Raw genomic sequence first — 22695 nt, 5'->3', positions numbered from 1 at the left:
TACTGCTTTGGCTATGGGCGGCATCATAACAATAAAGGTTTTTATTTAATGGGAAAATGTTGTTATTTCCCGTATAAATCTCAAAAAAACCTGTTTTGAACTAAACTGTTTCATGTAATAAAAAACGAAAGCTTGCCACAGAAGGCATCGACATAATCGCTAAATACATGAGGGAGAACCTGCAAAATGGGTTATCAGAAGATCGTGGTTCCTGCAGACGGAGACAAAATCACAGTAAATGCAGACCTGTCACTGAATGTTCCAAATCGTCCGATCATTCCTTTTATTGAAGGTGATGGTATTGGTGTGGATATTACACCAGCAATGAAAGCAGTAGTAGATGCCGCCGTGCTAAAAGCTTATGGTGGCAAACGTTCGATCGAATGGATGGAAGTCTACTGCGGTGAGAAAGCAGACAAAATTTATGGCAGCTACATGCCAGAAGAAACTTTTGATGCTTTACGCGAGTTTATTATATCAATAAAAGGCCCGTTAACCACACCTGTAGGCGGTGGAATTCGTTCTTTAAATGTCGCATTACGTCAGGAACTGGATTTATATGTCTGTGTACGGCCCGTTCGCTGGTTTGAAGGTGTACCTTCGCCAGTCAAGCATCCCGAACTGACCGATATGGTGATTTTTCGTGAAAACTCGGAAGATATCTATGCAGGCATTGAATGGCCAGCAGATTCTCCGGAAGCGAAAAAAGTAATTAAATTCCTGCAAGAAGAAATGGGCGTCACAAAAATCCGTTTTCCTAAGGAATGTGGTATCGGGATCAAACCTGTATCGAAAGAAGGTTCCCAGCGTCTGGTGCGTAAAGCGATACAATTCGCAATTGATAATGATAAACCGTCTGTGACCTTAGTCCACAAAGGCAATATCATGAAATACACCGAAGGTGCGTTTAAAGAGTGGGGCTATGAACTGGCGATGGAGCGTTTTGGTGGACAGCTGCTGGATGGGGGGCCTTGGGTAAAAATCAAGAATCCCAAAAATGGTAAAGACATTATTATTAAAGATGTGATTGCCGATGCTTTCTTACAGCAAATTTTAATGCGTCCTGCAGATTACTCGGTGATTGCGACCCTAAACTTGAATGGTGACTATATTTCTGATGCACTTGCCGCTGAAGTCGGTGGTATTGGCATTGCCCCGGGTGCCAATATTGGCGGTGCGATTGCCATGTATGAGGCGACGCATGGTACAGCACCTAAATATGCAGGACAGGATAAAGTCAATCCGGGTTCGATTATTCTGTCTGCGGAAATGATGCTGCGGGATATGGGCTGGACAGAAGCTGCGGATTTAATTATTACTGGTATTTCAGGCGCGATTTCTGCTAAAACCGTGACGTATGATTTTGAACGTTTGATGTCAAATGCAACCTTGCTGCGTTGTTCGGAATTTGCGCAAGCGATTATCGAACATATGCAAGATTGATGATTTATTTTCACTAAAAGGGCGGGTTTTTCTGCTCTTCTTTATTGAGGAATAGATAAGGTTGTCATGAAAAAAGCATGTACAAAACTAAAGACATGGCATATTTTGGACAATTCTAAAATAAAAACTTGAACATCATGGCTGAAAGAAAATATGGTGAAGCTGCACCCAAAACGACAGACAGCATTGCCAGTTTAGATTGGTATGAGCAAGTGCTCAGGAATCAGAAATATGAGCGTACTTTATTTGTCGATTTAGATATGTCTGAGGCGCACAGTACAGGTGCAGTATTTAATGAATGTACTTTTCGCCATGCCCGATTTAATGGTTCAGTCCATCAAAACAGCGCTTTTATCAACTGTACCTTTGTTTCTAGTAATTTTTTTGACAGTAAATTTACTGACTGTAAGTTTGTGGGCAGCATGTTCAGTGATTGCCAGTTTCATCATATGCGGGTGGAAGACAGTGACTGGGCCTTTGTTGGGTTGCCGGGTGCTGATTTAGAGAAAGCCTCTTTTCTTCGAACGCGGTTAAGAGAAGCCGATTTGACTGGGGCGCGTTGTCGTGGGAGTTCACTTCGGGAGAGTGACTTATCGGGTGCATGGCTGCACAGTGCAGATTTGACTGAATGTGATTTAAGAGGCAGTGATTTAAGTGCATTAGACCCGAAAGAAACTCAAATAAAAGCAGCCATTATTAACCTTGATCAAACTTTAATGATTGCAGAGAACTTGGGTTTTGATGTTCGCATCGACTGAGCAGGGGCAATACGCTTTACTCAACATGAGCGGGATGGCGCCACTCATTTTAAAAGAATGAATACAACATGAATCCTTAAAAAGATCAGTGCACATAAATGCCATCCACACTAGGTCAATCGTGATTCGCCATAAAGCAGAGCTGGAAAGACGCTAGTATCACTGATCAATGATTCGGTCTCATCAGCTAGCGCGATTATTCAGCTTTCACTTTACAGAAGGGATCAAGGTCTGGATTGCTGTTCCAGAGGTATTCGGCTTCTTCGGCACAAAGTTGGGCCATATTTTCACCTTGCGTGTCCTGAATAAAAGCAAGGGTCATATCCATACCTGCACTGACGCCAGAAGAGGTATAAAACTTTCTATCAGTCACCCAGCGTGCCTGAGTTTGCCATAACACTTGATTATTGAGGCTTCGTACAATTTCTAAGGCCATTTTATTCGATGTCGCTTTAATACCATTCAAAATACCGGTTGCTGCCAGTAACGAACTCCCTGTACAAACCGTCAGAACATATCTGCTTTGATCTGCCAATATTTTGAGTTGATCGAGAAACTCCTGATTTTTCATGAGTTCAAAGGTGATGATCCCGCCTGGTATCAGCAAAATGCTTTGTGCATGTGTCTGTATTTCAGTAAATGGTTGGGTTTGAATACAGACTCCATGTTTGTTGGAAACCAGTCCGCCATTCAGGCTATAAAACTGCACTTGATAATGTTGTTGCAGTAAACCAAATAATTCGACCGGCCCCATAATATCGAGGGTTTCAAATTCTTCAAATACAATGGCATGAACAGGAATACGCATGACTTTTCTCACAAGTTTTATCTATCTCATACCTTAGAGAGCTTCAAATTTTTGATTGTGAATATTGTGTATGGCTTATTTTGAATTATGCTAAATCATTGGACTTTTGATCTGATTTGTTAGCAAGCCGCGCATACTTTTGGCTTGATTTTTAATCATTTAAGCAGCTAAAACAAGAAAAGCTGTGGTGTATCGTAAATTTAGGAAAATCTGTATCTATCAATTCGTCTGTAGATGGTCAAAATAGTGGAAAAATAGAGCGAGTGCTATGCCATGAAAATGTATCAAGTGGATGCTTTTACCCAGGAATTATTTAAAGGAAATCCAGCAGCTGTCATCGTGCTTGATGAGTGGTTAGATCAGCAGTTGATGCAGAATATTGCAATGGAAAATAACCTGTCAGAAACTGCTTTTGTTCGAACGCTTGATGACAGCAATTATGAGATTCGCTGGTTTTCTCCATTGGAAGAGGTGGCATTTTGTGGTCATGCCACGTTGGCCAGTGCTTTTGTACTGTTTAAGGATTTTACACAAGCCACAACAATTCAGTTTCATGTCCGTGATCTGGGGATTTTTATCGTTAGTCAGGATGCGGATGGTAAAATCAAGATGAACTTCCCGATCCGTCGGGCGGCGCTTGTATCTGACTATCCGTCAGAACTGCGTGAAGGGCTAACCAAGCCGTTTAAAGCGGTGTATCGCAATCCTCAAGCTTATATTATTGAATATGAAACGGTACAGGATGTATTGGATGAGCAACCTGATCTGGAAGTATTAAAACGCTTGGGTAAAATTCGGACAGCGATTACTGCTTCTCAGCCTGACGTGGCAATTACCGCTCGAGGCGAAGGCAAGTTTGATTGCGTTTCTCGTTACTTTGCCCCAGCGATCGGCATTGATGAAGATCCTGTCACAGGTTCGATTCATACCGCGATTGTGCCGCTGTGGGCAGAGAAGCTTAACCAGACAAAACTGGTGGCCTTTCAGGCGTCAGCACGCGGTGGCGTTTTAGACTGCGTGATTGAATCTGATGAGCGTATCGAAATTTCAGGTTATGCCAAATTGTATATGCAAGCTGAACTGGCAATCTGATTTTTAGCTTAAATTGTGCAAAAACAAAGATAAAAGCTGTTTAAATAAACAGCTTTTTTCAAAACATAACTATTAAAAATGCGAATCATTCTCTACCATAGCTTGTCTGTATGATTTAAATCACCATAAATAATTGGATAAATTATGTTAATGCGCTTTAAGCAGCTTACTCTCTCTCTATGTTTGATCGGGTTGAGTGCGACGTCTTGGTCTCAGACAGTGCTCGTAAAAAGTGAAAAAAATATCGAAGAATATAAATTAGATAATGGTTTCAGGGTTATTCTGGCGCCAAACGATAAAGAAAATAAAGTCTATGTTAATACGGTTTACCTGACGGGTTCACTGAATGATCCAAAAGGTAAGGGTGGCCTGGCACATCTATTAGAACACCTGGCTTTTAAAGGCACTCAAAATGTGAAAGGTGAAGAGTTCCAGCGCCGTCTGGATCAATATACCTTGATGACCAATGCCAGTACCGATTATTACGCGACCAAATACTTAAATATCGTTCGTCCTGAAAAAAATGCATTGAATGAAATCCTGTATCTCGAATCCGAGCGTATGGATAAATTGGTGTTGCAGGAAAAATTTGTACCCTCTGAAATTGAAATCGTAAAACGTGAACGCGAAATCCGTATGGATCAGCCCTTTGCAGTTTTAATGGATCAGGTATGGAAAGCTGCCTATGGCAATCAATATTTAGGTCGTTTGCCGATAGGTGACTTACCTGAGCTCAAGTCGATTCAGCTCAATGAATTGAATCAGTTCTACAGAACCTGGTATGCACCGAATAATGCGGTTATGGTCATTTCGGGTAAGTTTGATAAAACCGAAGTACTGAATAAGATTGACCAGTATTTCAGTCCAATCCCTGCACGCGCGGTACCTGCTCAGGTGAAAGTGCCTGTGCTTGATGCCAGCAAGATTGAACAACGTCAATTCACCGTGAAAAAGGGCAGTGATCTGGCCAAATTCAATATTTATATGAATGGAAAAAATACCGAATTACAACCGATTCTGGCACTGGCACCTTCTCTCTATACCATGCAACCGAGTGGCCCTTTATATAAAAATATGGTCGAGACCGGGATCAGTACCGCAGTTCAATCTGCAACCTGGTTAGATCAGGACTTTAACGTGGTGTTTATGGGCGCAGTTTACGCACCAAGCCATGATGCGAAAAAAGTCGATGATGCATTGAAAACTGGCGTGGAAAACAGTCAGCCATTCACCGAAGCCGAGTTACAGCGTATCAAGAATATTACCCAGAATACCGCGGATACTATTGCCAATGATGCAGTAGCTTTAGGTTCACGCCTCAGTGATTATGCAGTCTCTTCTCAGGGACAATGGGACCAGTACTTCAAAGACTTAAAGACCGTTCAGGCCTTAAAGCTAAAAGATACCAATGCAACGCTGAAAGCGTTTTTAACCGCTTCACATCGTATCTCAGGGGATATTTTGCCAACCCCTGAGGACCAGAAGAAAGCGATGACGTTGAAGGCGGAAGAGAAACCAAAGACCTTGGATCAAAGTGATGAGCAGCCTGAGCCATTAAAAGATCCGAATGTTTACAAGCAGGAAGTGACCCAGTTTATGTCACAGTCTGCCCAGCAATTACAGAAAAACGAACAGAAAATCCAGCGTGGTGAGTTGAAGAATGGTATTCGTTATGCCTTGTTCCCGACTGCAACCCGTGATGATAAGACCTATGCCACCATTAGCCTGGATTTTGGTGATGAAAAAGCATTATTTGGTAAAGGTGTCACACTGGATCTAACCAGTTATCTGATGTTGCGTGGTTCTGATAAGCATAGTCTGCAAGAAATTACCGATAAAGCGATTGCTGCCAGCGGTGGTGCATCTGTAAGCTCGAATGGCAATGGTTTTACCATTGTGGTGCAGGCGAAAAAAGACAAATTTGAAGACTTCTTCAACTTTATTGTTGATGTGCTGAAGCAGCCAAAATTCTCACAAACAGAGTTTGATCTTGCCAAAAATCAAAGTTTATCGGTACTGGATCGTCCGTACACTGAGCCTGCGGTTGTGGCTTCGATGACCTTGTCTAAAATTCTGGAAATCTATCAACCTGGTGATTTGCGTTATCATTTTGAGCCTGATTTTGCGAAAAAACAGATCAGTGAGGTGACTCAGCCGCAAGTGAAGCAATTTTATGATCAATTCTTTGTGACCGATCATGCACAGATTGCGGTAACAGGAGATTTTGATGCCAAGAAAATGCAAAAGACCTTACAAAAGGCATTTGGTTCTTGGAAAGCAAAACAGCCGTATACCAAAGTAACAGGCCAATATACCGTCTATAAAGCGCAGAAAGTGCATGCTTTATCGGAACAGCGTGAATTCGGTAGCTACCAGAGCGTGCTGGCATTGCCTGTTGGTTCATATCATCCAGATGCACCCGCGTTAATTATCCTGAGCCATATTTTGGGTAACTCGCAGCTTTCATCGCGTCTGGCGCAGGAGTTACGTGAGAAAAATGCCTTGGTTTATGGCTTTGGCAGTGGTCTAGACCTAGATCCAGATATCAATGATGGTACTTTAAGTATTACTGCGAACTATACCTCTGGACGCTCGGCGCAAGTATCACAATCGGTGCATAAAGTCTTGAATGAGCTGTTAAGCAAAGGCGTGACCGAGCAGGAAGTTGAAGCCGCCAAAGCAGACATCATGAAAAAACGTGTCACGGCTTTGGAAGATGAGCGTAATATTCATGGCATGTTGACAGGTCAGTTAGAGCGCAACAAAACCTTGCTGGATCGTGCTGAACGTGATCAGGAACTTGCTAAATTAAGCAAAGATGATGTGAATGCGGCCATCAAAAAATATATCAAGCTGGATCAGTTTGTCGAAGTAATGGCGGATCAGTATGGTCAGCCTCAAAACTTGAAATAAGCAATCAAAAAGAAAGCCACCGGTCAGGTGGCTTTCTTTTTTGCATCAAAGCTTAATGATCATGTTTATGGGCATGAAAATCTTCATTTTTGCGGAAACGTAAGTAGTTTTCGAACTGTTCACAATATTCGTCAAAATTATCTTCCAGCATCATCTGGAACTGTTGCAGCAGATAAGACATCACTTGTTCTTTCGCTTCACGCATTTCTTCGCCATCTTTAAAGTTATTTGCTGCCACCCAGGTGTTGAAACGGGCAGTAGCGAATAACATGGCTGCGCTGACCTGACCACGTAATTCTTCGGGTTGGGCTTGCTGGCCCTTTGGCGGACGGCAAAAATCATTGGCGAGTTTGATAAATTCATCGGCACGCTCAAAAAATACGGCATTTAAAGCTTCTTCTTCCGTCACATCGGTAGCGTTAATTTTTTGAGACATGAGATTTTCCAGCGACAAGTTAAGACACATTATTATAGACAAAGCCTTGTCGAAACTAAACCTTTGCCTTAACCTAAAAATAGCCTAAGCAATTCGAAGAATGACTATGCAAGATGCAATCGCGATTCAAAGTTTAAAAACGGATATTGCCTTACTGCGCCAGCATATCTATCCGCCTCAATTTTTAGAACATGTTGAAGGCCTGCCGATTTATTATGGTTTAAAGGATGAAGTCGATGAATATTACCGTCAATGGCAGCCTTTGATTGAGAGGGCGCAGCAGTTATGCCAGCCTTTTATGGAAGATGAGGTGCTGGATGCCATTCATTTACCCAGCCACTTAAACCTGCCGCTGTTTTTCTTTCATGTCGATCGGATCAGGATTAATAAAACCCGTGCCAAAGAATCGAAAACTTTTCGCGGAGTCGCGGCCTTATTGGAAAAATGTGGACAGTTTGAGACCGATCAGATTTTTGCCATGCAAGAATGGTTAGGGAGTGACGATACCGCTGCTTTGGTGGCGCATCGTGAGTTTATTGATTTACGGACTTATGTGTTTCAGCATGGGCAAAGCGACTATACCCGCACCCGTTTTTATATGAATGGCGTGATTTTGAGTGTAGAGCCGCATTTTAAATTGGTGGATGCGCGGGATAAACCCCGTAAACAGCGTAATGATAGCTATAGTGATCCGATTGCAGATAATGGAACGTGGAAGATTTTTGGAAAATATCGGTAAGTAATTTAAGTGAGTATCTTACTCAGGAATATGAGCGTCGGGAGCGTCATCTACAACCTGCGTGGTATTAAAAAAGTGAATGATTTTGGTGAGTTGATAAAATGAGATGTGTGAAAGCAGAGAACAGGTTTTGTAGATGACATATGGTTTTGCCTACTTTTCCCGAAAGAAAAGTAGGTCACCGAAGGTATATCCTGAAATTGAATGAGAACTCGGCATGACTCCGCTATGAAGTTAACTTGGGAAATAAAACTTTATTTCCAAAAAATATCTTTAGTCGATAAAGCCTGTAGTTTCTTTGCCGCTTTTTTTGCCACATGTGGTTGCTGTGCCTTAACCCAACCTAAAGCAAATAAAAATTGTGAATGCTTCGCAGCCTGTTGTTCAAAGATTTGCTCCGCAACAAACAGATCATTATAAAAGCCTAAATATTCCTGAATCGGTTGTAACTTACTCAAAAATTGCTGAACCTGTTTTTCTGGGTAAATTCCTGCAATAAAGTCGATGCAATAACGCAATTGTTTAACGCGCTTACGGGTACGATGTTGTTGTTCCGCCGCTAAGCTTGAAAATTGAGCTGCATCTTTCAGTATCTTTTGATACAGCTTGGTTAAGCTTTTGGCAGCTTGTTTAGAAAGTTTGGATTTTGATTGATGCTCACTATAGCTAAAGCTAAATAAGGATAAAAACAGCTGGGTTGTTTTGCTGTCACTTAATAATCCAGCAATATTGGTGTCGACATTTTCAGGGAACGGAAAATCAAAATCACAGACTTGTTTGACTAATGGAACGACGGAGTCTTGAATGGCATCATTATCACGTGATTGTCCCAAGGCTCTAAAAATATCTGCCAATTGGCTTTCCCAAGTCGGATCAATCTGTGCCGACCAGTTGGAAAAATGTTTTAAAGCCGAGCGCAGGCGACGTAAGCCGACACGGGCTTGGTGAATATGATCCGCTTCGGCGACGCCATCCGCAATCGCTGCTGCATTGGGCAGAATATGATTGAGGGTATTTTCGATAATCTGTTTAATAGCCTGTTCAGCGCTGACATCTTTATCTAGGTTCAGTGATTTTGCTTTGGTGGCAGCAGAGACGACTTTGCCTTGGGCCAGTAAATTTCCACGTTCAGCTTTACTGCGCACATCCAGCCAGAGCTGGTATTGATTGACCCAGGTTTTGGCAAACTGAATCAGCTCTTGAGCTGAACCTTGTTTTAACTCAAATTCGACTTCACAAATTCGGGCATGATCAGTTGGGGTGCGGATTTCACCATCATCCAGACAGACTTCAATGTGTGAACCTTCAAACTCGAATACATGAAAAGTACGCTGTACATTGGTCTGGAACTGTAATTCTAGCTCGGCTGGCGCTTCGCCTAAAACCTCACGCAGTACGGTTTGAACGGTTTGATTATGTTTATAGAGGGACAGATCAAGCTCAGGTTCTTGAGCACATTTGCCTAAATAAATATCTTCTTCGATACGTTGTAAATGATTCTTACTGGCTGCTTTAAAAGTTTGTACCCAATGTTCGCCTTCTTGACGTAGACGGATTGCCACATAATTTTTAGCAAGCAAACGTTCAGCGGTATCATAGTATTTTGCTTGTAACTGAATTTTCTGTGCTTTTTGTTTGCTTAAGGCCTGTAAAACACTTTTTTTCTTAGATTCAGGAAGTTGAAATTTTAGCTCTATTTCCATGATGTTATGACTCCTGACCAGCGAGAATGATAAATATATAAATGAGTATAAACTGTTGATCTGAAAAATTATTGTAAAGTTGTTTTAAGGATTGAAAGCAGGGCATAGAATGACTTTATTTTGTACAAAAAATGCATTAACGTGTGTAAAGTCTTGCAGGATTAGGATGATCTAGAAATGAATGCACCAGCCAATATCACCCAGCCAGTGGAATTTTCATTACCGATTAAAAACTATGATGAATTTTATCGCTTTTATTTAACTGAACATCGCAATATTGCCAGCCGCCGTTTGCATGCGACAGGTAGCTCGATTGGTTTGTATTTCTTTAGCAAAGCCATTCGTAAGCGTCAGGCCAAATATGCCTTATATGGTTTGGTTTCGGGTTATGCCTGTGCCTGGGTCGGGCATTTCTTTTTTGAACATAATAAGCCTGCCAGCTTTAAGCAGCCACTATATAGCTTTATTTCGGATTGGCGGATGCTGTCGGATATTGCACGTGGCCGTTTGAGTCTGATTGATCGTCAGTTTGATAAAATTGAGTCGTAAATCAAGGATATTCTAAAACTATAAAGCGACATTAGGTGTCGCAAAGCTGCCTCGGCAGCTTTTTTATTGTTCACTGTTTCAGTAAGATCATAAAAAAATGAGGGAAAAATACAAGAATGGAATTGTTCATGGCGGCATACGCTATTTAGAAATTTAAAGTGGTTTTGTTGTAGTTGTTCGGAAAGTGCATGATGGGATACATGGCAAGGTGAGAAAACATTACTTAATCAAATGGCAAGATTTTTTATAACATTACGTTTAATTTCTAAAAGAATAATATTGGTTTATTAAAAAATGCATATTTCATTTACATGAAACTACATTTAAATTAGAGACTATTAAGAATAATTAAAATATTATTTTAGAACAATAATTAAACAGGTGGTAAAATGAAAAAAATTTTCGCTCTATCTTTAGTAGTTTCTGCAATATCAACTTGTGTATTAGCGAATGAAGATATAGATATGGATATCCGAGCCTTATCTGTCTTAAATGGTGTTAGTACCGCGGAAGCTAAAAAATCATTATTTTTAGATGCTAATCGTGATGCAGCATTGGATGCTATCGAAAAAGAATTTAAAGGAAGAATCTCTGGTATTTATGTAGAGAGTTCTCCTACTTATAAGATAGTTGTACGTGTCAAGGGTTCTGGCACCAATCAAAAAAGAAATGTAGCTGTTGGAAATACTGTTGCTAAAGAAAATTTACCGATAGAAATTCAGTATGGCGCTACAGAAACCAGAGAAGCTGGAAGAGCCCAAATTAACAACGTAAGCAAATTAGTTAAAACCTATTTTAATACTGTCCAGTCGTATGCTTATGATGAAAGAACTGGCGCTATAGTAGTGTCAGTCAAAGGTAAGGAAACAGCAGAAAATTTAAAGAAAGTTGATGCCATTAAAATGGCTTGGAATAATCTAAATTTGCCTTTAGAGTTTAAATTTGTTAACTGGACAATTAAACCATTGGTGGATGCCCACGGGGGATCATTTGTAGTCGATAAATCTCAGGCACCTACATATTATGATTGTACAACAGCTTTTGGGATTAAGGACTCGGCTGGAAAAAAGTATATGAGCACGGCTGCTCACTGCCCTAACAATTTTGAAGATAAGCAAAATGGAACGAAGTATTCATTTGTAGGCGAAATTCCTTTTAATCAAGAAAATGATTTTCAATGGAACAGTACGGCTGCGACAATAACCAATAAGTTTTATGTAGGCCCTTCAACAACAAGAACACTGACAGGAAGACGTACTTTAGGTGCTACAAAAGTAGGTGACCAAGTTTGTCATTACGGGGTGGCGACAGGATATAGTTGTGGTAAAGTTGAGGAAGTTGCAACTAAAGTTGGGGATCCAAATTTTCCAGGTGATTTCTGGGTTAGAGTAAGTACAAATACTTGCGGTGCAAGTGATAGCGGTGGACCCGTATTTACAGTATCAACAATCGCCAGTGGTATTCTTTCTCTAGGTCTTATGGATGATCAGTCAGGTGCTTGTCAGGGCTATTACTATGTACCTACTGATAAGATCTATGAAAACGGTTTTTCATTTGTGTATTAATGAAGACAGTTTTCAAATAGATAATTAATTCTAAAATTATAGAAAAAGTTATTATTAAGTAATGGCTTTTTCTATAGGTCTATAATCCTTATTAATCTTACATATGGATTTTAAATTAATAACTTATATTCTAATTTTACTTAGTGTTGGGATTTCTGAGGTTTACATCAATTTTTAGCGATTCAAAGCATATGTCATTTATAAATAATTGCAGGCTAAATAATATATCTATTAGCCATTCATACGAATATTTTTATTTTCAGGTGAAATGGGGCATCTAATAGATCATTTGATAAGAACTTATACACTCCCTCTCTTTAAATTTTAGATAAGAAAATATACCCTGAAGCTAATGTAATTATAGTGAATAGTGAAACGTTCATGCGCGGTCTTTACCTCATTACTAACGATGATCCAATCCAGCTCTTACTTGAAAAACTAGATGTCGCATTAGCCACCGGGAAGGTTGCGATTCTGCAATATCGCCGTAAGAAGGTAGCAAAGGCAGAGCAGTCAAGCGAAGTCGAGCAGATCAAAGCACTCTGTGAACAACATCAAGTACCATTCGTCATTAATGATGATCTGGCACTGGCTGAACAGTTTGGTTTGGGTGTCCATCTTGGACAGTCCGATGGGGAAATAAGTGATGCTGCTGCACGTTTGCCAAAAGGTGTGATTATTGGTCGTACCTGCCTAAACTCACTGGAATTGGCTGAAAAAGCGATTGTCGATGGAGCGACTTATGTGGCGTTTGGTGCAGTCTATGCTACTTCAACCAAACCCGAAGCCGGTAATGTCGGTATCGAAGTGATCAAACAAGCGAAACAAAAGTTTGCTGTACCGATTTGTGCAATTGGTGGTCTGACTGTGGAAAATTCTCAAGTGGTGATTGAGTCTGGGGCGAGCCTTTGTGCGGTAATTAGTGATATATTAGGACGATCAACAGCCGAAATTCCTGCTCGTGTCACTGCATGGGCAACGTTATTTGACTAATTATAGGCATCCGCTTTTGCGGAGCTTTCATTGTTTCTCGGAACGACAGCGTTCCTTGTCCTTGATTCCAGGTTGAGCCTTATATGAGTTTATCTCCAAAGCAAGAACAGCTATTTAAACAAGCAAATAAACATATTCCAGGTGGGGTTAACTCACCTGTACGTGCATTTAACGGTGTTGGCGGTACGCCAGTCTTTATCGAAAAGGCAAAAGGGGCGTATTTGTGGGATGTTGATGGCAAGCGCTACGTAGACTATGTCGGTTCATGGGGCCCAATGATCCTAGGCCATGCGCATCCGGATATTATTCAGGCGGTACAAACTGCGGCAGAAGATGGTTTAAGTTTTGGTGCGCCAACTGTGCACGAAACGACGCTGGCAGACACGATTTGCGACATTATGCCTTCAATCGAATTGGTGCGTATGACCAGTTCAGGTACAGAAGCGACCATGACCGCGATTCGTCTGGCACGTGGTTATACGGGGCGTGACAAGATTGTAAAATTTGAAGGCTGCTACCACGGTCATTCAGACTCGTTATTGGTGAAAGCAGGTTCAGGCTTATTGACCCTTGGTGAAGGTGAGCCAACGTCAAAAGGGGTACCTGCTGATTTTGCCAAACATACCTTAACCTTACCGTATAACAATATCGAAGCCTTAAAAGAATGCTTTAGCAAATTTGGTCATGAGATTGCGGGTGTGATCATTGAGCCGGTTGCAGGTAATATGAATCTGGTAACGCCAATTGATGGTTTCTTGCAAGCAATTCGTGATGTTTGTGATGAATACAAATCAGTGTTTATTATTGATGAAGTGATGACTGGTTTTCGTGTCGCTTTAGGTGGCGCACAATCGGTGTATAAGGTTAAGCCTGACTTGACCACGTTGGGTAAAATTATTGGTGCTGGTTTACCGGTTGGTGCTTTTGGTGGTAAACGTGAAATCATGGAATGCATCGCACCTTTAGGTGGTGTTTATCAGGCCGGTACATTGTCAGGCAATCCATTGGCCATGCGTGCTGGTATCGCGATGTTCAAACATTTACGTGAACCTGGTTTCTATGACAAGCTTGCTGCGCAGCTCGCCAAATTGCTTGCCGGTTTACAGGCTGCTGCAGATGAAGCAGGCATTCCATTTAAGACCCAGCAAGTCGGTGGTATGTTCGGTTTGTATTTTACCGATCAGGATGACATTACTAGCTTTGATTCAATGTTGGCCTGTGATGTGGAAGCATTCAAGAAATTCTTCCATGGCATGTTAAAGCGTGGCGTCTATCTTGCACCATCCGCATTTGAAGCAGGCTTTATTTCGTCAATGCATTCAGATCAGGATATTGCCGATACCATTCAGGCCGCAAAAGAAACTTTTGCTGAAATGAAGTAATGCCGTGATGTCTAAAAAAGCCCGATTTTTTCGGGCTTTTTTAATGGATATATCTTTAATCTGAAATGAATAAAAAACTTAAGGTATTAAAAAAATAAGGGTAGGCCTTAACACAACCGTACTGATTTGCTAGCTGTTTATAGGATAAACCTTTGCGATCAACAAAAAGATAAATAATCTTTATTGTACTGCCAGTCAAAATAATGCTTGAATAATAAACTATATTTGCGTTGGTCTGCGACTGCTGCAAAGCATTCACGTTCTGGTTGGCGCAGGTGATAGAGACCGCTTCTATATATTTTATTTTGAATAAGCTTTTGATAACAAACTCATGGGAATGGAGTAACAATGAAAACTAAACATTATTTAACTGCGGCGGATGTGGAAATTCTGGTTAATGCAGCAGCACAATATGCGACAGCACATAATTTTAATGTCAGCATTGCTGTTGTCGATGACGGTGGCACCTTGTTAATGATGAAGCGCATGGATGGCGCATCGGTATTATCGACACAGATTTGTCAGGAAAAAGCACATTCTGCCGCAGTCAGCCGCAGAGCAACCAAGGCATCCGAAGATATGATCCGTGATGGCAAAATCGGCTTTTTAACCATCAATGCTGCGAAAGGCATGCTGGAAGGTGGTGAGCCGATTGTCTATCAAGGACAGGTTGTGGGAGCTGTGGGGGTTTCGGGGGTACAATCCTTCCAAGATGCAGAAATTGCCCAGCATGCGATTCAACAATTTCTAGAGCAACACACCTAAATCATCATTTAAATTCGAATCTGGATGAAAAATCGAGAGAAACACGAAAAAAATCAGTAAAAATACGTGTCATGCATTGTAATTCAGCGCCAAGCTTTTTATGATTGCCCGCTTGTTTTCATCCAGTCGTTGGAAGGCTACCTTGAGTGATTTTCTAAGTGAACATTTGATTCATCGTGATGAAGATTTTATGGTCATCCATAAACCAGCAGGCTTACTCACGGTACCTGGGAAAACGCCAGATTTACAAGATTGTTTAATCAATCGTCTACTAGAACTAGAACCCAAAACCTTACTGATTCATCGTCTCGATCGTGACACTTCAGGTATTCTGGTGTTTGGTTTATCCAAATTTGGACAGAGCACGATTTCACGTCAGTTTCAGGATCGTCAAACTTCAAAAATTTATCAAGCTTTGGTTGCTGGCCATTTAGAAGGTCAGGGCACCGTCGATATACCTGTGATTTATGACTCAAGCCACCCGCCATTACATATTGTTGATGCCATGCATCACAAACCGGCATTAACGGAATGGCAAGCGATTGAGCATTTAGAAATTCAAGGACAAGCTGTAACCCGGGTGAAACTGATTCCGATTACAGGGCGTTCACATCAGCTTCGTGTGCATATGCAATATTTAGATCATCCGATTCTAGGCGATACCTTATATGCCACACCAGAACAGCAGCAGCTTTATGCGCGTTTGTGCTTACATGCAACGCAATTAAGCTTCGCTCATCCTAAAACAGGCGCACAACTGACCTTTGATTGTGCGGTACCGTTTTAGTCTAAAAACTTTTTTATGAAACACGATGTGATGCACGCTATTTAATGATGCTTTGTGTCAAAATACATCGTTGAAAACTACATAAAATGCCTTAACTTTTATTGGAGTCAGGGCATAAAATATGTGGGCTAACTTGAGATAAAGGTGGAAAAATTGCAGCAGTTTGCTATTGGTCAACGTTGGTTATCAGATACTGAAACTGAACTCGGTTTAGGGGTTCTGATTGATGTAGATGAACGTTCTATCAGCATTTTATTCCCTAAAAGTGATGAAACACGTGTCTATGCACGTAACAATGCGCCTTTATCTCGCATCATCTTTAACGTGAATGATGAAGTCCAAGACCAGGAAGGTATCAAGTGGACGGTTGAGTCGATTGAAGACCGTCATGGTGTACTGCGTTATGATGTGGTTCGTAGCCTGGAAAATGGTGAACAAGAGCGCAAGTCACTGAACGAAACCCGTATCGGTGCACAAATCCAGCTGTCAAAACCATTAGAGCGTCTGCTGGCGAGTCAGGTCGATTATAAAGAATGGTATGACCTGCGTATTGAAGCCATGTTATTGCAGGCGCAAATGCATACCAGCCCGTTACGTGGTTTTCTAGGTGCGCGTGTAGGCTTGATTCCACACCAGCTTTATATCGCACATGAAGTCGGTAAACGTTTTGCTCCGCGTGTTTTACTGGCGGATGAAGTGGGCTTGGGTAAAACCATTGAAGCAGGTTTAATCATTCACCAGCAACTGAAAACAGGCCGTTCAGAACGTATCCTGATCTTGGTGCCTGATTCACTGCAATATCAGTGGATGATTGAAATGCGTCGCCGTTTCAATTTGCAATTCTCTTTATTTGATTTGACCCGTACCGCATCGATCAAAGAACATGATCCTGATTTAAATCCGTTCCTGACTGAACAATGCATTATTGCCAGCGTTGATCTGATGGTTGACCATGATGACTTGCGTGAGCAAGCGATGGAAGCTGGTTTTGATCTATTGGTGGTCGATGAAGCGCATCACTTGATGTGGAGTGAGGAAGAGGGCGGCAATGATCGCTATGATCTGGTTGAAGAATTGGCAGAACAGACCGCAGGTGTGTTGTTGCTCACTGCAACCCCAGAGCAACTGGGTGTAGAAAGTCATTTTGCCCGTTTACGTTTGCTTGATCCGCAACGTTTTAGCAGCCTTGACCGTTTCCTTGATGAAGAAGAGCAATACCAGCAAACTGCGAAAATTGCAGAAGTATTGATGTCAGATGAGGCCTTAACAGAAGAGCATCTGGCTGCACTGGAAGGCTTGTTGGGTCATCGGATTGATGATCAGCCTGAACAGCGTATGCGTGCGATTCATGAATTATTAGACCGTCACGGCACAGGTCGTATCCTGTTCCGTAATACCCGTGAAGCGATTCAGGGCTTCCCGGGACGTGATTGCCAGCCAGCGCCTTTACCAGCGCCAGAAGACTGGTCAATGGACGGCAAAATGCGCGAACAGATGTGGCCAGAAGAAGGTCAGCTGGATGGCGCATGGATGGAAAATGATCCGCGTGTGCCTTGGTTGATGGAAGTGCTGCGTAAAGAATTAAAACACAAAAAAGTGTTATTGATTGCCCGCAGTGGTCCAGTGGTTGAAGCACTGGAAAATGTTCTACGTTTACATGCTGGTATTCGTACTGCGATGTTCCATGAAGGCATGAGCCTGCTCGAACGTGACCAGGCGGCAGCCTACTTTGCCGAAGACAGTTATGGCGCTCAAATCTTATTGTGTTCGGAGATTGGTTCAGAAGGGCGTAACTTCCAGTTCGCCAGTGACTTGATTTTATTTGACTTGCCAGCAAACCCGGACGTCCTTGAGCAGCGTATTGGTCGTCTGGATCGTATTGGTCAGGAAAACCGTATCCAGATCCATGTACCTTACCTTATGGGCACAGCGCAAGAGCGTATGTTCCGCTGGTACAATGAAGCACTGAATATTTTCAGCAATATTTCTCCAACGGCGCAAACGCTACAAGAGAATTTTATTGTTGAGCTAAAAGATTGCTTACTCGCAGATCAAGGTCAGACCTTTGAAGACTTGCTTGAAGAAGTCAATGTACAGCGTCAGGCATTGGAAGCTGAATTACAGGCGGGTCGTGACCGTTTGCTTGAGTACAACTCCTGCCGTCCCGTAGTTGCGCAAGGCATTGTACAAGCACTTGAAGATTATGATGACAACACCACTTTACCCATGTTTGTGAAGCGTTTTATGTCATCGACCAATATTGATTTTGATGAGCAAAGCAACGGTACCGTGATCATCAAGCCGACCGATCAGATGCAGGTGCAAGGTCTGACCTTGGATGAAGAAGGCATGACGGCGACGTTCTATCGTGATCAGGCACAAATCCGTGAAGATGCACAATATTTGACGCTGGAACATCCATTTATTGAAAGTGTGATGGAAATGATCCGCACCCAGTCATTTGGTAGTACCAATGTGGCTTTGTTGAAATCGAATGCATTGAAACAAGGCTCGGTATTGCTTGAAGTCTGGTTTAAGGTCGATGTGGTGGCGCCGAAAGCCTTAAACTTGCCATCAAGTTTACCGAAACAATTAATTCGCGTTTTACTCAGTGAAAATGGTCAGGATTTGTCTGCCAAGATTGATCCAAGCATTTTACGTCCGTATCTGCATCATTTAGATGGCAATAGCTGCCGTCAGGTCGTAAAAGCGCGCCGTGAAGTGATTGAAACCCGTTATGCGCAAGCTTTAGAGATTGCCAAGGGATCATTGCCAGAATTGATGCAGCAAGCCAAAGAGCATTACAGTGGCAAGTGGCAATACGAGATTGACCGTTTAAGCTACCTCAAGCAATTCAATCCAAGTATTCGTGAAGATGAAATCGAGCGCTTACAGAAATTCCAGAAAGAAGGCTTGGGCCTGCTAGATGGTCTTTCTGTAACCCCTGAAGCGATTCAGGTATTGGTAGTGGTTAAACCATAATTGAGCATGAAATTAAAAAGAGGACCGAAGGTCCTCTTTTTTTTCAGCTGTTTTAATTATTTTTGTTCAATATTGGCTTCCAGGAACCATAAATATTGATCCAGATCCTCTAAGGCAGCATGGATAATATCTTCTGAAATCGGGTCCTGAATTTCATCAATGGTATCACGCAAATGGTTGGCGACTACGCCATAGCGGTCTGCCAGTTCTTTTAAGTGATCCTGCACCGCATGGATAGCAACCGGATAAGGCTTCAGGTGTGAACTTTCACCCACAGACTGCGTGGTTCCCAACGCTGTGCCACCAATCTGTACTGCACGCTCAGCCACATTGTCCAGATGGGTAATTAACGACGTACGGAACGTATCTAACATTTCATGCACTGCAATAAAGTTACTGCCTCGCATGTTCCAGTGCGCCTGTTTGGTCAGTAATGACAGATCGATCAGGTTGGCAAGAATTTGGTTTAAAATTTTTACGGTCGATTCTTTGATCGCATCATCTAAATTATTACGTGTATATACTTTTAAAGCTTTAGTTGCTGAAGAACTCATAGTTACCTCATTTAATTATATATGTGATGAAATAGAACGAATAAAACCGTTACTTCATCTCTAGCTTACGCCTTGAACCGGCTTCTAAGTGTTTTCGTTTTCTAGCCTTTTGTAAGTTTACTTATCGGTACTTTTCTTTTTATAACAACCGTTTTCATTCAGATTAAAGAGTGCTTCAGTCTGTTAAGCCCAGTATTTTGAATGTATAAAAATGCTTAGATCAGACCGGCATCCTTAGATTCCAGTTTGATATAGGCATAGAAAATAGGCGCAACAATCAGCCCACTCAATCCAAAAATAGCTTCAAAAATCAGCATCGCCAAGAGCACTTCCCAGGCACTGGCATTGATTTTGGTGCCAATAATTTTGGCATTAATAAAATATTCAAGCTTGTGAATAATTACCAGATAGGCCAGGGCAACCGCTGCCACAGACAGGGAAATGGTCAAGCCGGCCATAATGATCAGGGTGTTGGAAATCAGGTTACCAATAATTGGAAGCAAACCAAAAATAAAGGTCAGAATGGTCAGGGTTTTGGCAAAAGGTAAGTGGATATTAAATATTGGCAGCACAATAAACACAAAGATCATGAATAACACGGTGTTAATCAGTGAAATCTTGACCTGAGCAAAAACAACATTTTTAAAAGAAACGGAAAGCTTCTGGATGCGATGCAGAATGGCCGCCTTAAACGCAGGCTGTGGGGCATGTTGTTTAAAATTCTGGATGGATACCAGAATACCCACAATCAGGCCGATCACCATGGTGGCCAGATTGTGCAGAATATCGGTGCCTGTATTTTTGACAATGGAAATATTGTTCTTGATAAAGGACAAGATCTGATTTTTGATATCAGCCACACTATGGGGCAGATAACCTGGCAAATAATGGCTCATCTCAGCCTGAAACTTGATCAGGGTCTGGTCGATTTTGATATTGAAAGAATTGAGTCCTGTGCCTTTAAGATCATAAATCACAAAACTGATCAGGCTGGTGATAAAGAAACCGATCAGCACGGTTGCCAATATCCCCAGAATAATACTGATAAAGATACGTGCACGTTGGCCATCAATATGCTTTTCAACAATCGAACTTAAACTGTTAATAATTTCAAAAACCAGAAATCCGGCAAAGAAACTCGGCAGTAAATGCAGGGGAATGACCATCATTAAAAATAAAAACATCAGGATAAAACTGGCGATGATGCTTTGACGGTCATTCAGTAGATTCATGATCTATAAGCCTGATTAGAATGTGGGGTGATGCAAAGGACAAAATTTAATTTTGCCGAGGTCCATCGTAGGGTGATACAAACAATTAATCAATTTCCATTTCATTTAGATGACGGGCGCCTTCTAAAATCATACGGATCATCACCATGGTCTGTTCTGCAACTTCGGTACGTTGCTCCACAGGTAGATCAATGACTTTCGCCCCCATGTTGAACACCAGCTGGGTAATGGCCTTGGCAGCCAGATCCGCATGACTGATTTTGCTATTATTCAGACGTTCCAGACGAATCAGGTCTTCTTGCAGCTCTTGCTGGAAGAAATTGAGCTGACGATCAACCGCAGCTTTGTACGAAGTTGAACCGGTATAACCCTCGCGTAATAACAGACTCAGGTTGCCTTCATCGGTATTCAGTTGCTGAATAAACACTTCAACCGAACTACGGATAATGCTTTGCTGCTTGGAAGCCTGTAAACGTGCTTCACGGATAATACGGCGAAGGACCAGACCAGATTGATCAATCAGGGCAATGGCCAGTTCATCAATATCCTTGAAATGACGATAGAAACTGTTTGGTGCAATGCCAGCTTCACGTGCAATTTCACGCAAACTGAGCGATGCGATACTTTTTTGTGGGCCGATCAGGCTCAGTGTGGCCTGAAACAACTCTTCTTTGGTAATTGTTGCTTTCCTACCCACCGAACGTACAGGAGATTTCATGGGAATGACATCTTGTTCGTTTACGGTGTCATGGCCGAGCGGTAAAAAAGAAGAATGAACCATTATTTTCAATATATAAGTAAGCTACTCGGGATTATAGCGATTGTCGGTGTACTTGTGAAATGTAAATTCTTATACGAGTGTATATACAAATATATATACATATGTATAATAATTAACAAACAACCAGAGTAAAACTGCTCATGCAAGCAATTGAAAAGAGAAATTCTCTATTTAATTCGTTGGCTCAAAGTGTAATGAACAGCCATGATGCCAATTTTTGGTTACAGAAAATCAATCCATTGTGGTCAATCAATCAGCCACTCGCCAAAATCGTAAAAAAACAAAATGTGGCAAAAGATACGGTCAGTTTGATTTTGCAATGCAACCGCCATGTCGTACGCGGTGTGGCAGGGCAGCATCATCCGGTAACAGTTGAGATTGCAGGACGTCATTACGAGCGGACCTATAGTTTGATGCAGGTTGATGCCGATCACCTGTGTTTAACCGTGAAAAAAGTTGAACAGGGTTTAGTGAGTTCATGGCTGGTTGAACACAGTCAGACCGGTGATATGCTACGTTTGGGACAACCGTATGGTGACATGCAACAGCACATTGCAACCTCGCACTTGCTATTGTTGGCGGCAGGTAGTGGTATCACCCCGATGCTGAGTCTGATTGAAGCCTTGTGCCAGTCTAAACAGTTAAATCACCATACGGTTCAATTGCTGTATTGGGTCAAAACGCAGCCTGACGCAGCCTATGTTGAATATCTGCAGGAAGTATCAGAAAACTTCCCTAATTTTAGTTATCAGATTTTTTATACCCAAGAACAGGATCAGCGTTTAAATCAAAGTCATGTGGATCAGTGCACGGTTTTAAGCGACACCACAGTTTATGCATGTGGACCTTCGGGTTTTGCTGCATCAGCGGAAAGCCTGTTTAAAGATGCCGCAGCGCTACAAACAGAAGCCTTTAGTTTAAGTCAATTTGCTGAAGATGCAACTGAGACTGGTTTTATTAATGTGACCTTGACGCAATCCAATAAGACGATTGCGATTCCGAAAGGCCAGTCGATTCTTGCAAGTTTAGAGCATCAAGGTATTAAACCGAATCACGGTTGCCGGATGGGAATCTGTAATAAATGTGCCTGCAACAAGGCGCAAGGTGCGACCAAAAACCTATTAAATGGTGCTGCCAATAATGAACCTGCTCAGTTGCTAAAAATTTGTGTCAATTCAGCCCAGTCTGATCTTGTGATTGATCTATAAGAGAG

General features: G+C 41.8%; 19 protein-coding genes. 13 read left to right on the top strand and 6 right to left on the bottom strand.

Annotated features, from left to right (window positions below):
- The first annotated feature begins 186 nt into the window (after window positions 1–186).
- Window positions 187–1443, top strand: coding sequence for an NADP-dependent isocitrate dehydrogenase (icd, locus tag JO943_RS10695; RefSeq protein ID WP_009510897.1), 1257 nt, complete (start codon window positions 187–189; stop codon window positions 1441–1443).
- A 137-nt stretch (window positions 1444–1580) separates the two neighbouring features.
- Window positions 1581–2201, top strand: a complete 621-nt coding sequence (locus JO943_RS10690; protein WP_202740755.1) for a pentapeptide repeat-containing protein — start codon at window positions 1581–1583, stop codon at window positions 2199–2201.
- Window positions 2202–2397: 196 nt separating this feature from the next.
- On the opposite strand, the gene JO943_RS10685 is transcribed toward JO943_RS10690, so the two are convergent.
- Window positions 2398–3009: a DJ-1/PfpI family protein gene (locus JO943_RS10685; RefSeq protein WP_202740754.1), complete on the bottom strand. Its 612-nt coding sequence runs from the start codon at window positions 3007–3009 to the stop codon at window positions 2398–2400.
- A gap of 273 nt (window positions 3010–3282) precedes the next feature.
- Between JO943_RS10685 and JO943_RS10680 the strand changes: the two genes are divergently transcribed.
- Complete coding sequence (locus JO943_RS10680) at window positions 3283–4101, top strand: PhzF family phenazine biosynthesis protein (RefSeq protein WP_199974608.1); 819 nt, start codon at window positions 3283–3285, stop codon at window positions 4099–4101.
- Window positions 4102–4245: 144 nt separating this feature from the next.
- Window positions 4246–7014 (top strand): M16 family metallopeptidase, encoded by a 2769-nt coding sequence (locus tag JO943_RS10675; RefSeq protein WP_202740753.1) that lies wholly within the window; start codon window positions 4246–4248, stop codon window positions 7012–7014.
- A gap of 52 nt (window positions 7015–7066) precedes the next feature.
- Here the strand turns inward: JO943_RS10675 and JO943_RS10670 are convergent, their stop codons facing one another.
- Window positions 7067–7450, bottom strand: coding sequence for a DUF3144 domain-containing protein (locus tag JO943_RS10670; protein ID WP_202740752.1), 384 nt, complete (start codon window positions 7448–7450; stop codon window positions 7067–7069).
- A gap of 106 nt (window positions 7451–7556) precedes the next feature.
- Between JO943_RS10670 and JO943_RS10665 the strand changes: the two genes are divergently transcribed.
- A complete protein-coding gene (locus JO943_RS10665) occupies window positions 7557–8189 on the top strand; it encodes a hypothetical protein (RefSeq protein WP_202740812.1) in 633 nt (210 codons plus the stop codon).
- 254 nt (window positions 8190–8443) lie between these two features.
- Here the strand turns inward: JO943_RS10665 and JO943_RS10660 are convergent, their stop codons facing one another.
- The gene (locus tag JO943_RS10660) at window positions 8444–9892 is read right to left on the bottom strand and encodes a CYTH and CHAD domain-containing protein (RefSeq protein ID WP_202740751.1); all 1449 of its coding nucleotides are present in this window, start codon (window positions 9890–9892) and stop codon (window positions 8444–8446) included.
- Between the two features lie 177 nt (window positions 9893–10069).
- Here JO943_RS10660 and JO943_RS10655 point away from each other — a divergent pair, with 177 nt between their 5' ends.
- The 7 genes from JO943_RS10655 (at window position 10070) to rapA (ending at window position 18915) form a co-directional block, all read left to right on the top strand.
- Window positions 10070–10441, top strand: coding sequence for a DUF962 domain-containing protein (locus JO943_RS10655; RefSeq protein ID WP_202740750.1), 372 nt, complete (start codon window positions 10070–10072; stop codon window positions 10439–10441).
- Window positions 10442–10830: 389 nt separating this feature from the next.
- Complete coding sequence (locus JO943_RS18535; RefSeq protein ID WP_227614457.1) at window positions 10831–12006, top strand: S1 family peptidase; 1176 nt, start codon at window positions 10831–10833, stop codon at window positions 12004–12006.
- A 381-nt stretch (window positions 12007–12387) separates the two neighbouring features.
- Window positions 12388–12999: a thiamine phosphate synthase gene (thiE, locus tag JO943_RS10645; protein WP_202740811.1), complete on the top strand. Its 612-nt coding sequence runs from the start codon at window positions 12388–12390 to the stop codon at window positions 12997–12999.
- A gap of 83 nt (window positions 13000–13082) precedes the next feature.
- Window positions 13083–14381, top strand: coding sequence for a glutamate-1-semialdehyde 2,1-aminomutase (gene hemL / locus JO943_RS10640; protein ID WP_032870439.1), 1299 nt, complete (start codon window positions 13083–13085; stop codon window positions 14379–14381).
- Window positions 14382–14729: 348 nt separating this feature from the next.
- On the top strand, window positions 14730–15146 hold the full coding sequence (locus JO943_RS10635; protein ID WP_202740749.1) for a GlcG/HbpS family heme-binding protein: 417 nt from the start codon (window positions 14730–14732) through the stop codon (window positions 15144–15146).
- A gap of 142 nt (window positions 15147–15288) precedes the next feature.
- Window positions 15289–15933: an RluA family pseudouridine synthase gene (locus tag JO943_RS10630; RefSeq protein ID WP_202740748.1), complete on the top strand. Its 645-nt coding sequence runs from the start codon at window positions 15289–15291 to the stop codon at window positions 15931–15933.
- Window positions 15934–16077: 144 nt separating this feature from the next.
- Window positions 16078–18915: an RNA polymerase-associated protein RapA gene (gene rapA, locus JO943_RS10625; protein WP_005231754.1), complete on the top strand. Its 2838-nt coding sequence runs from the start codon at window positions 16078–16080 to the stop codon at window positions 18913–18915.
- Between the two features lie 56 nt (window positions 18916–18971).
- Here rapA and dps read toward each other — a convergent pair whose 3' ends face one another.
- The 3 genes from dps to fabR form a co-directional block, all read right to left on the bottom strand.
- Entirely contained in the window at window positions 18972–19469 is a 498-nt protein-coding gene (gene dps, locus JO943_RS10620) for a DNA starvation/stationary phase protection protein Dps (RefSeq protein WP_005231753.1), read from the bottom strand.
- Window positions 19470–19684: 215 nt separating this feature from the next.
- On the bottom strand, window positions 19685–20701 hold the full coding sequence (locus tag JO943_RS10615) for an AI-2E family transporter (protein ID WP_202740747.1): 1017 nt from the start codon (window positions 20699–20701) through the stop codon (window positions 19685–19687).
- Window positions 20702–20786: 85 nt separating this feature from the next.
- Window positions 20787–21482, bottom strand: a complete 696-nt coding sequence (fabR, locus tag JO943_RS10610; RefSeq protein ID WP_005231751.1) for an HTH-type transcriptional repressor FabR — start codon at window positions 21480–21482, stop codon at window positions 20787–20789.
- Between the two features lie 140 nt (window positions 21483–21622).
- On the opposite strand from fabR, the gene JO943_RS10605 reads away from it, so the two are divergent.
- A complete protein-coding gene (locus tag JO943_RS10605) occupies window positions 21623–22690 on the top strand; it encodes a ferredoxin reductase (RefSeq protein WP_202740746.1) in 1068 nt (355 codons plus the stop codon).
- Window positions 22691–22695: the final 5 nt, after the last annotated feature.

The organism is Acinetobacter sp. 'aerobic (ED)', assembly GCF_904886855.1.
Lineage (GTDB): Bacteria > Pseudomonadota > Gammaproteobacteria > Pseudomonadales > Moraxellaceae > Acinetobacter > Acinetobacter courvalinii.
Note: the sequence above shows the minus strand (reverse complement) of the source record. Positions and strands in the feature narration are given on the sequence as shown.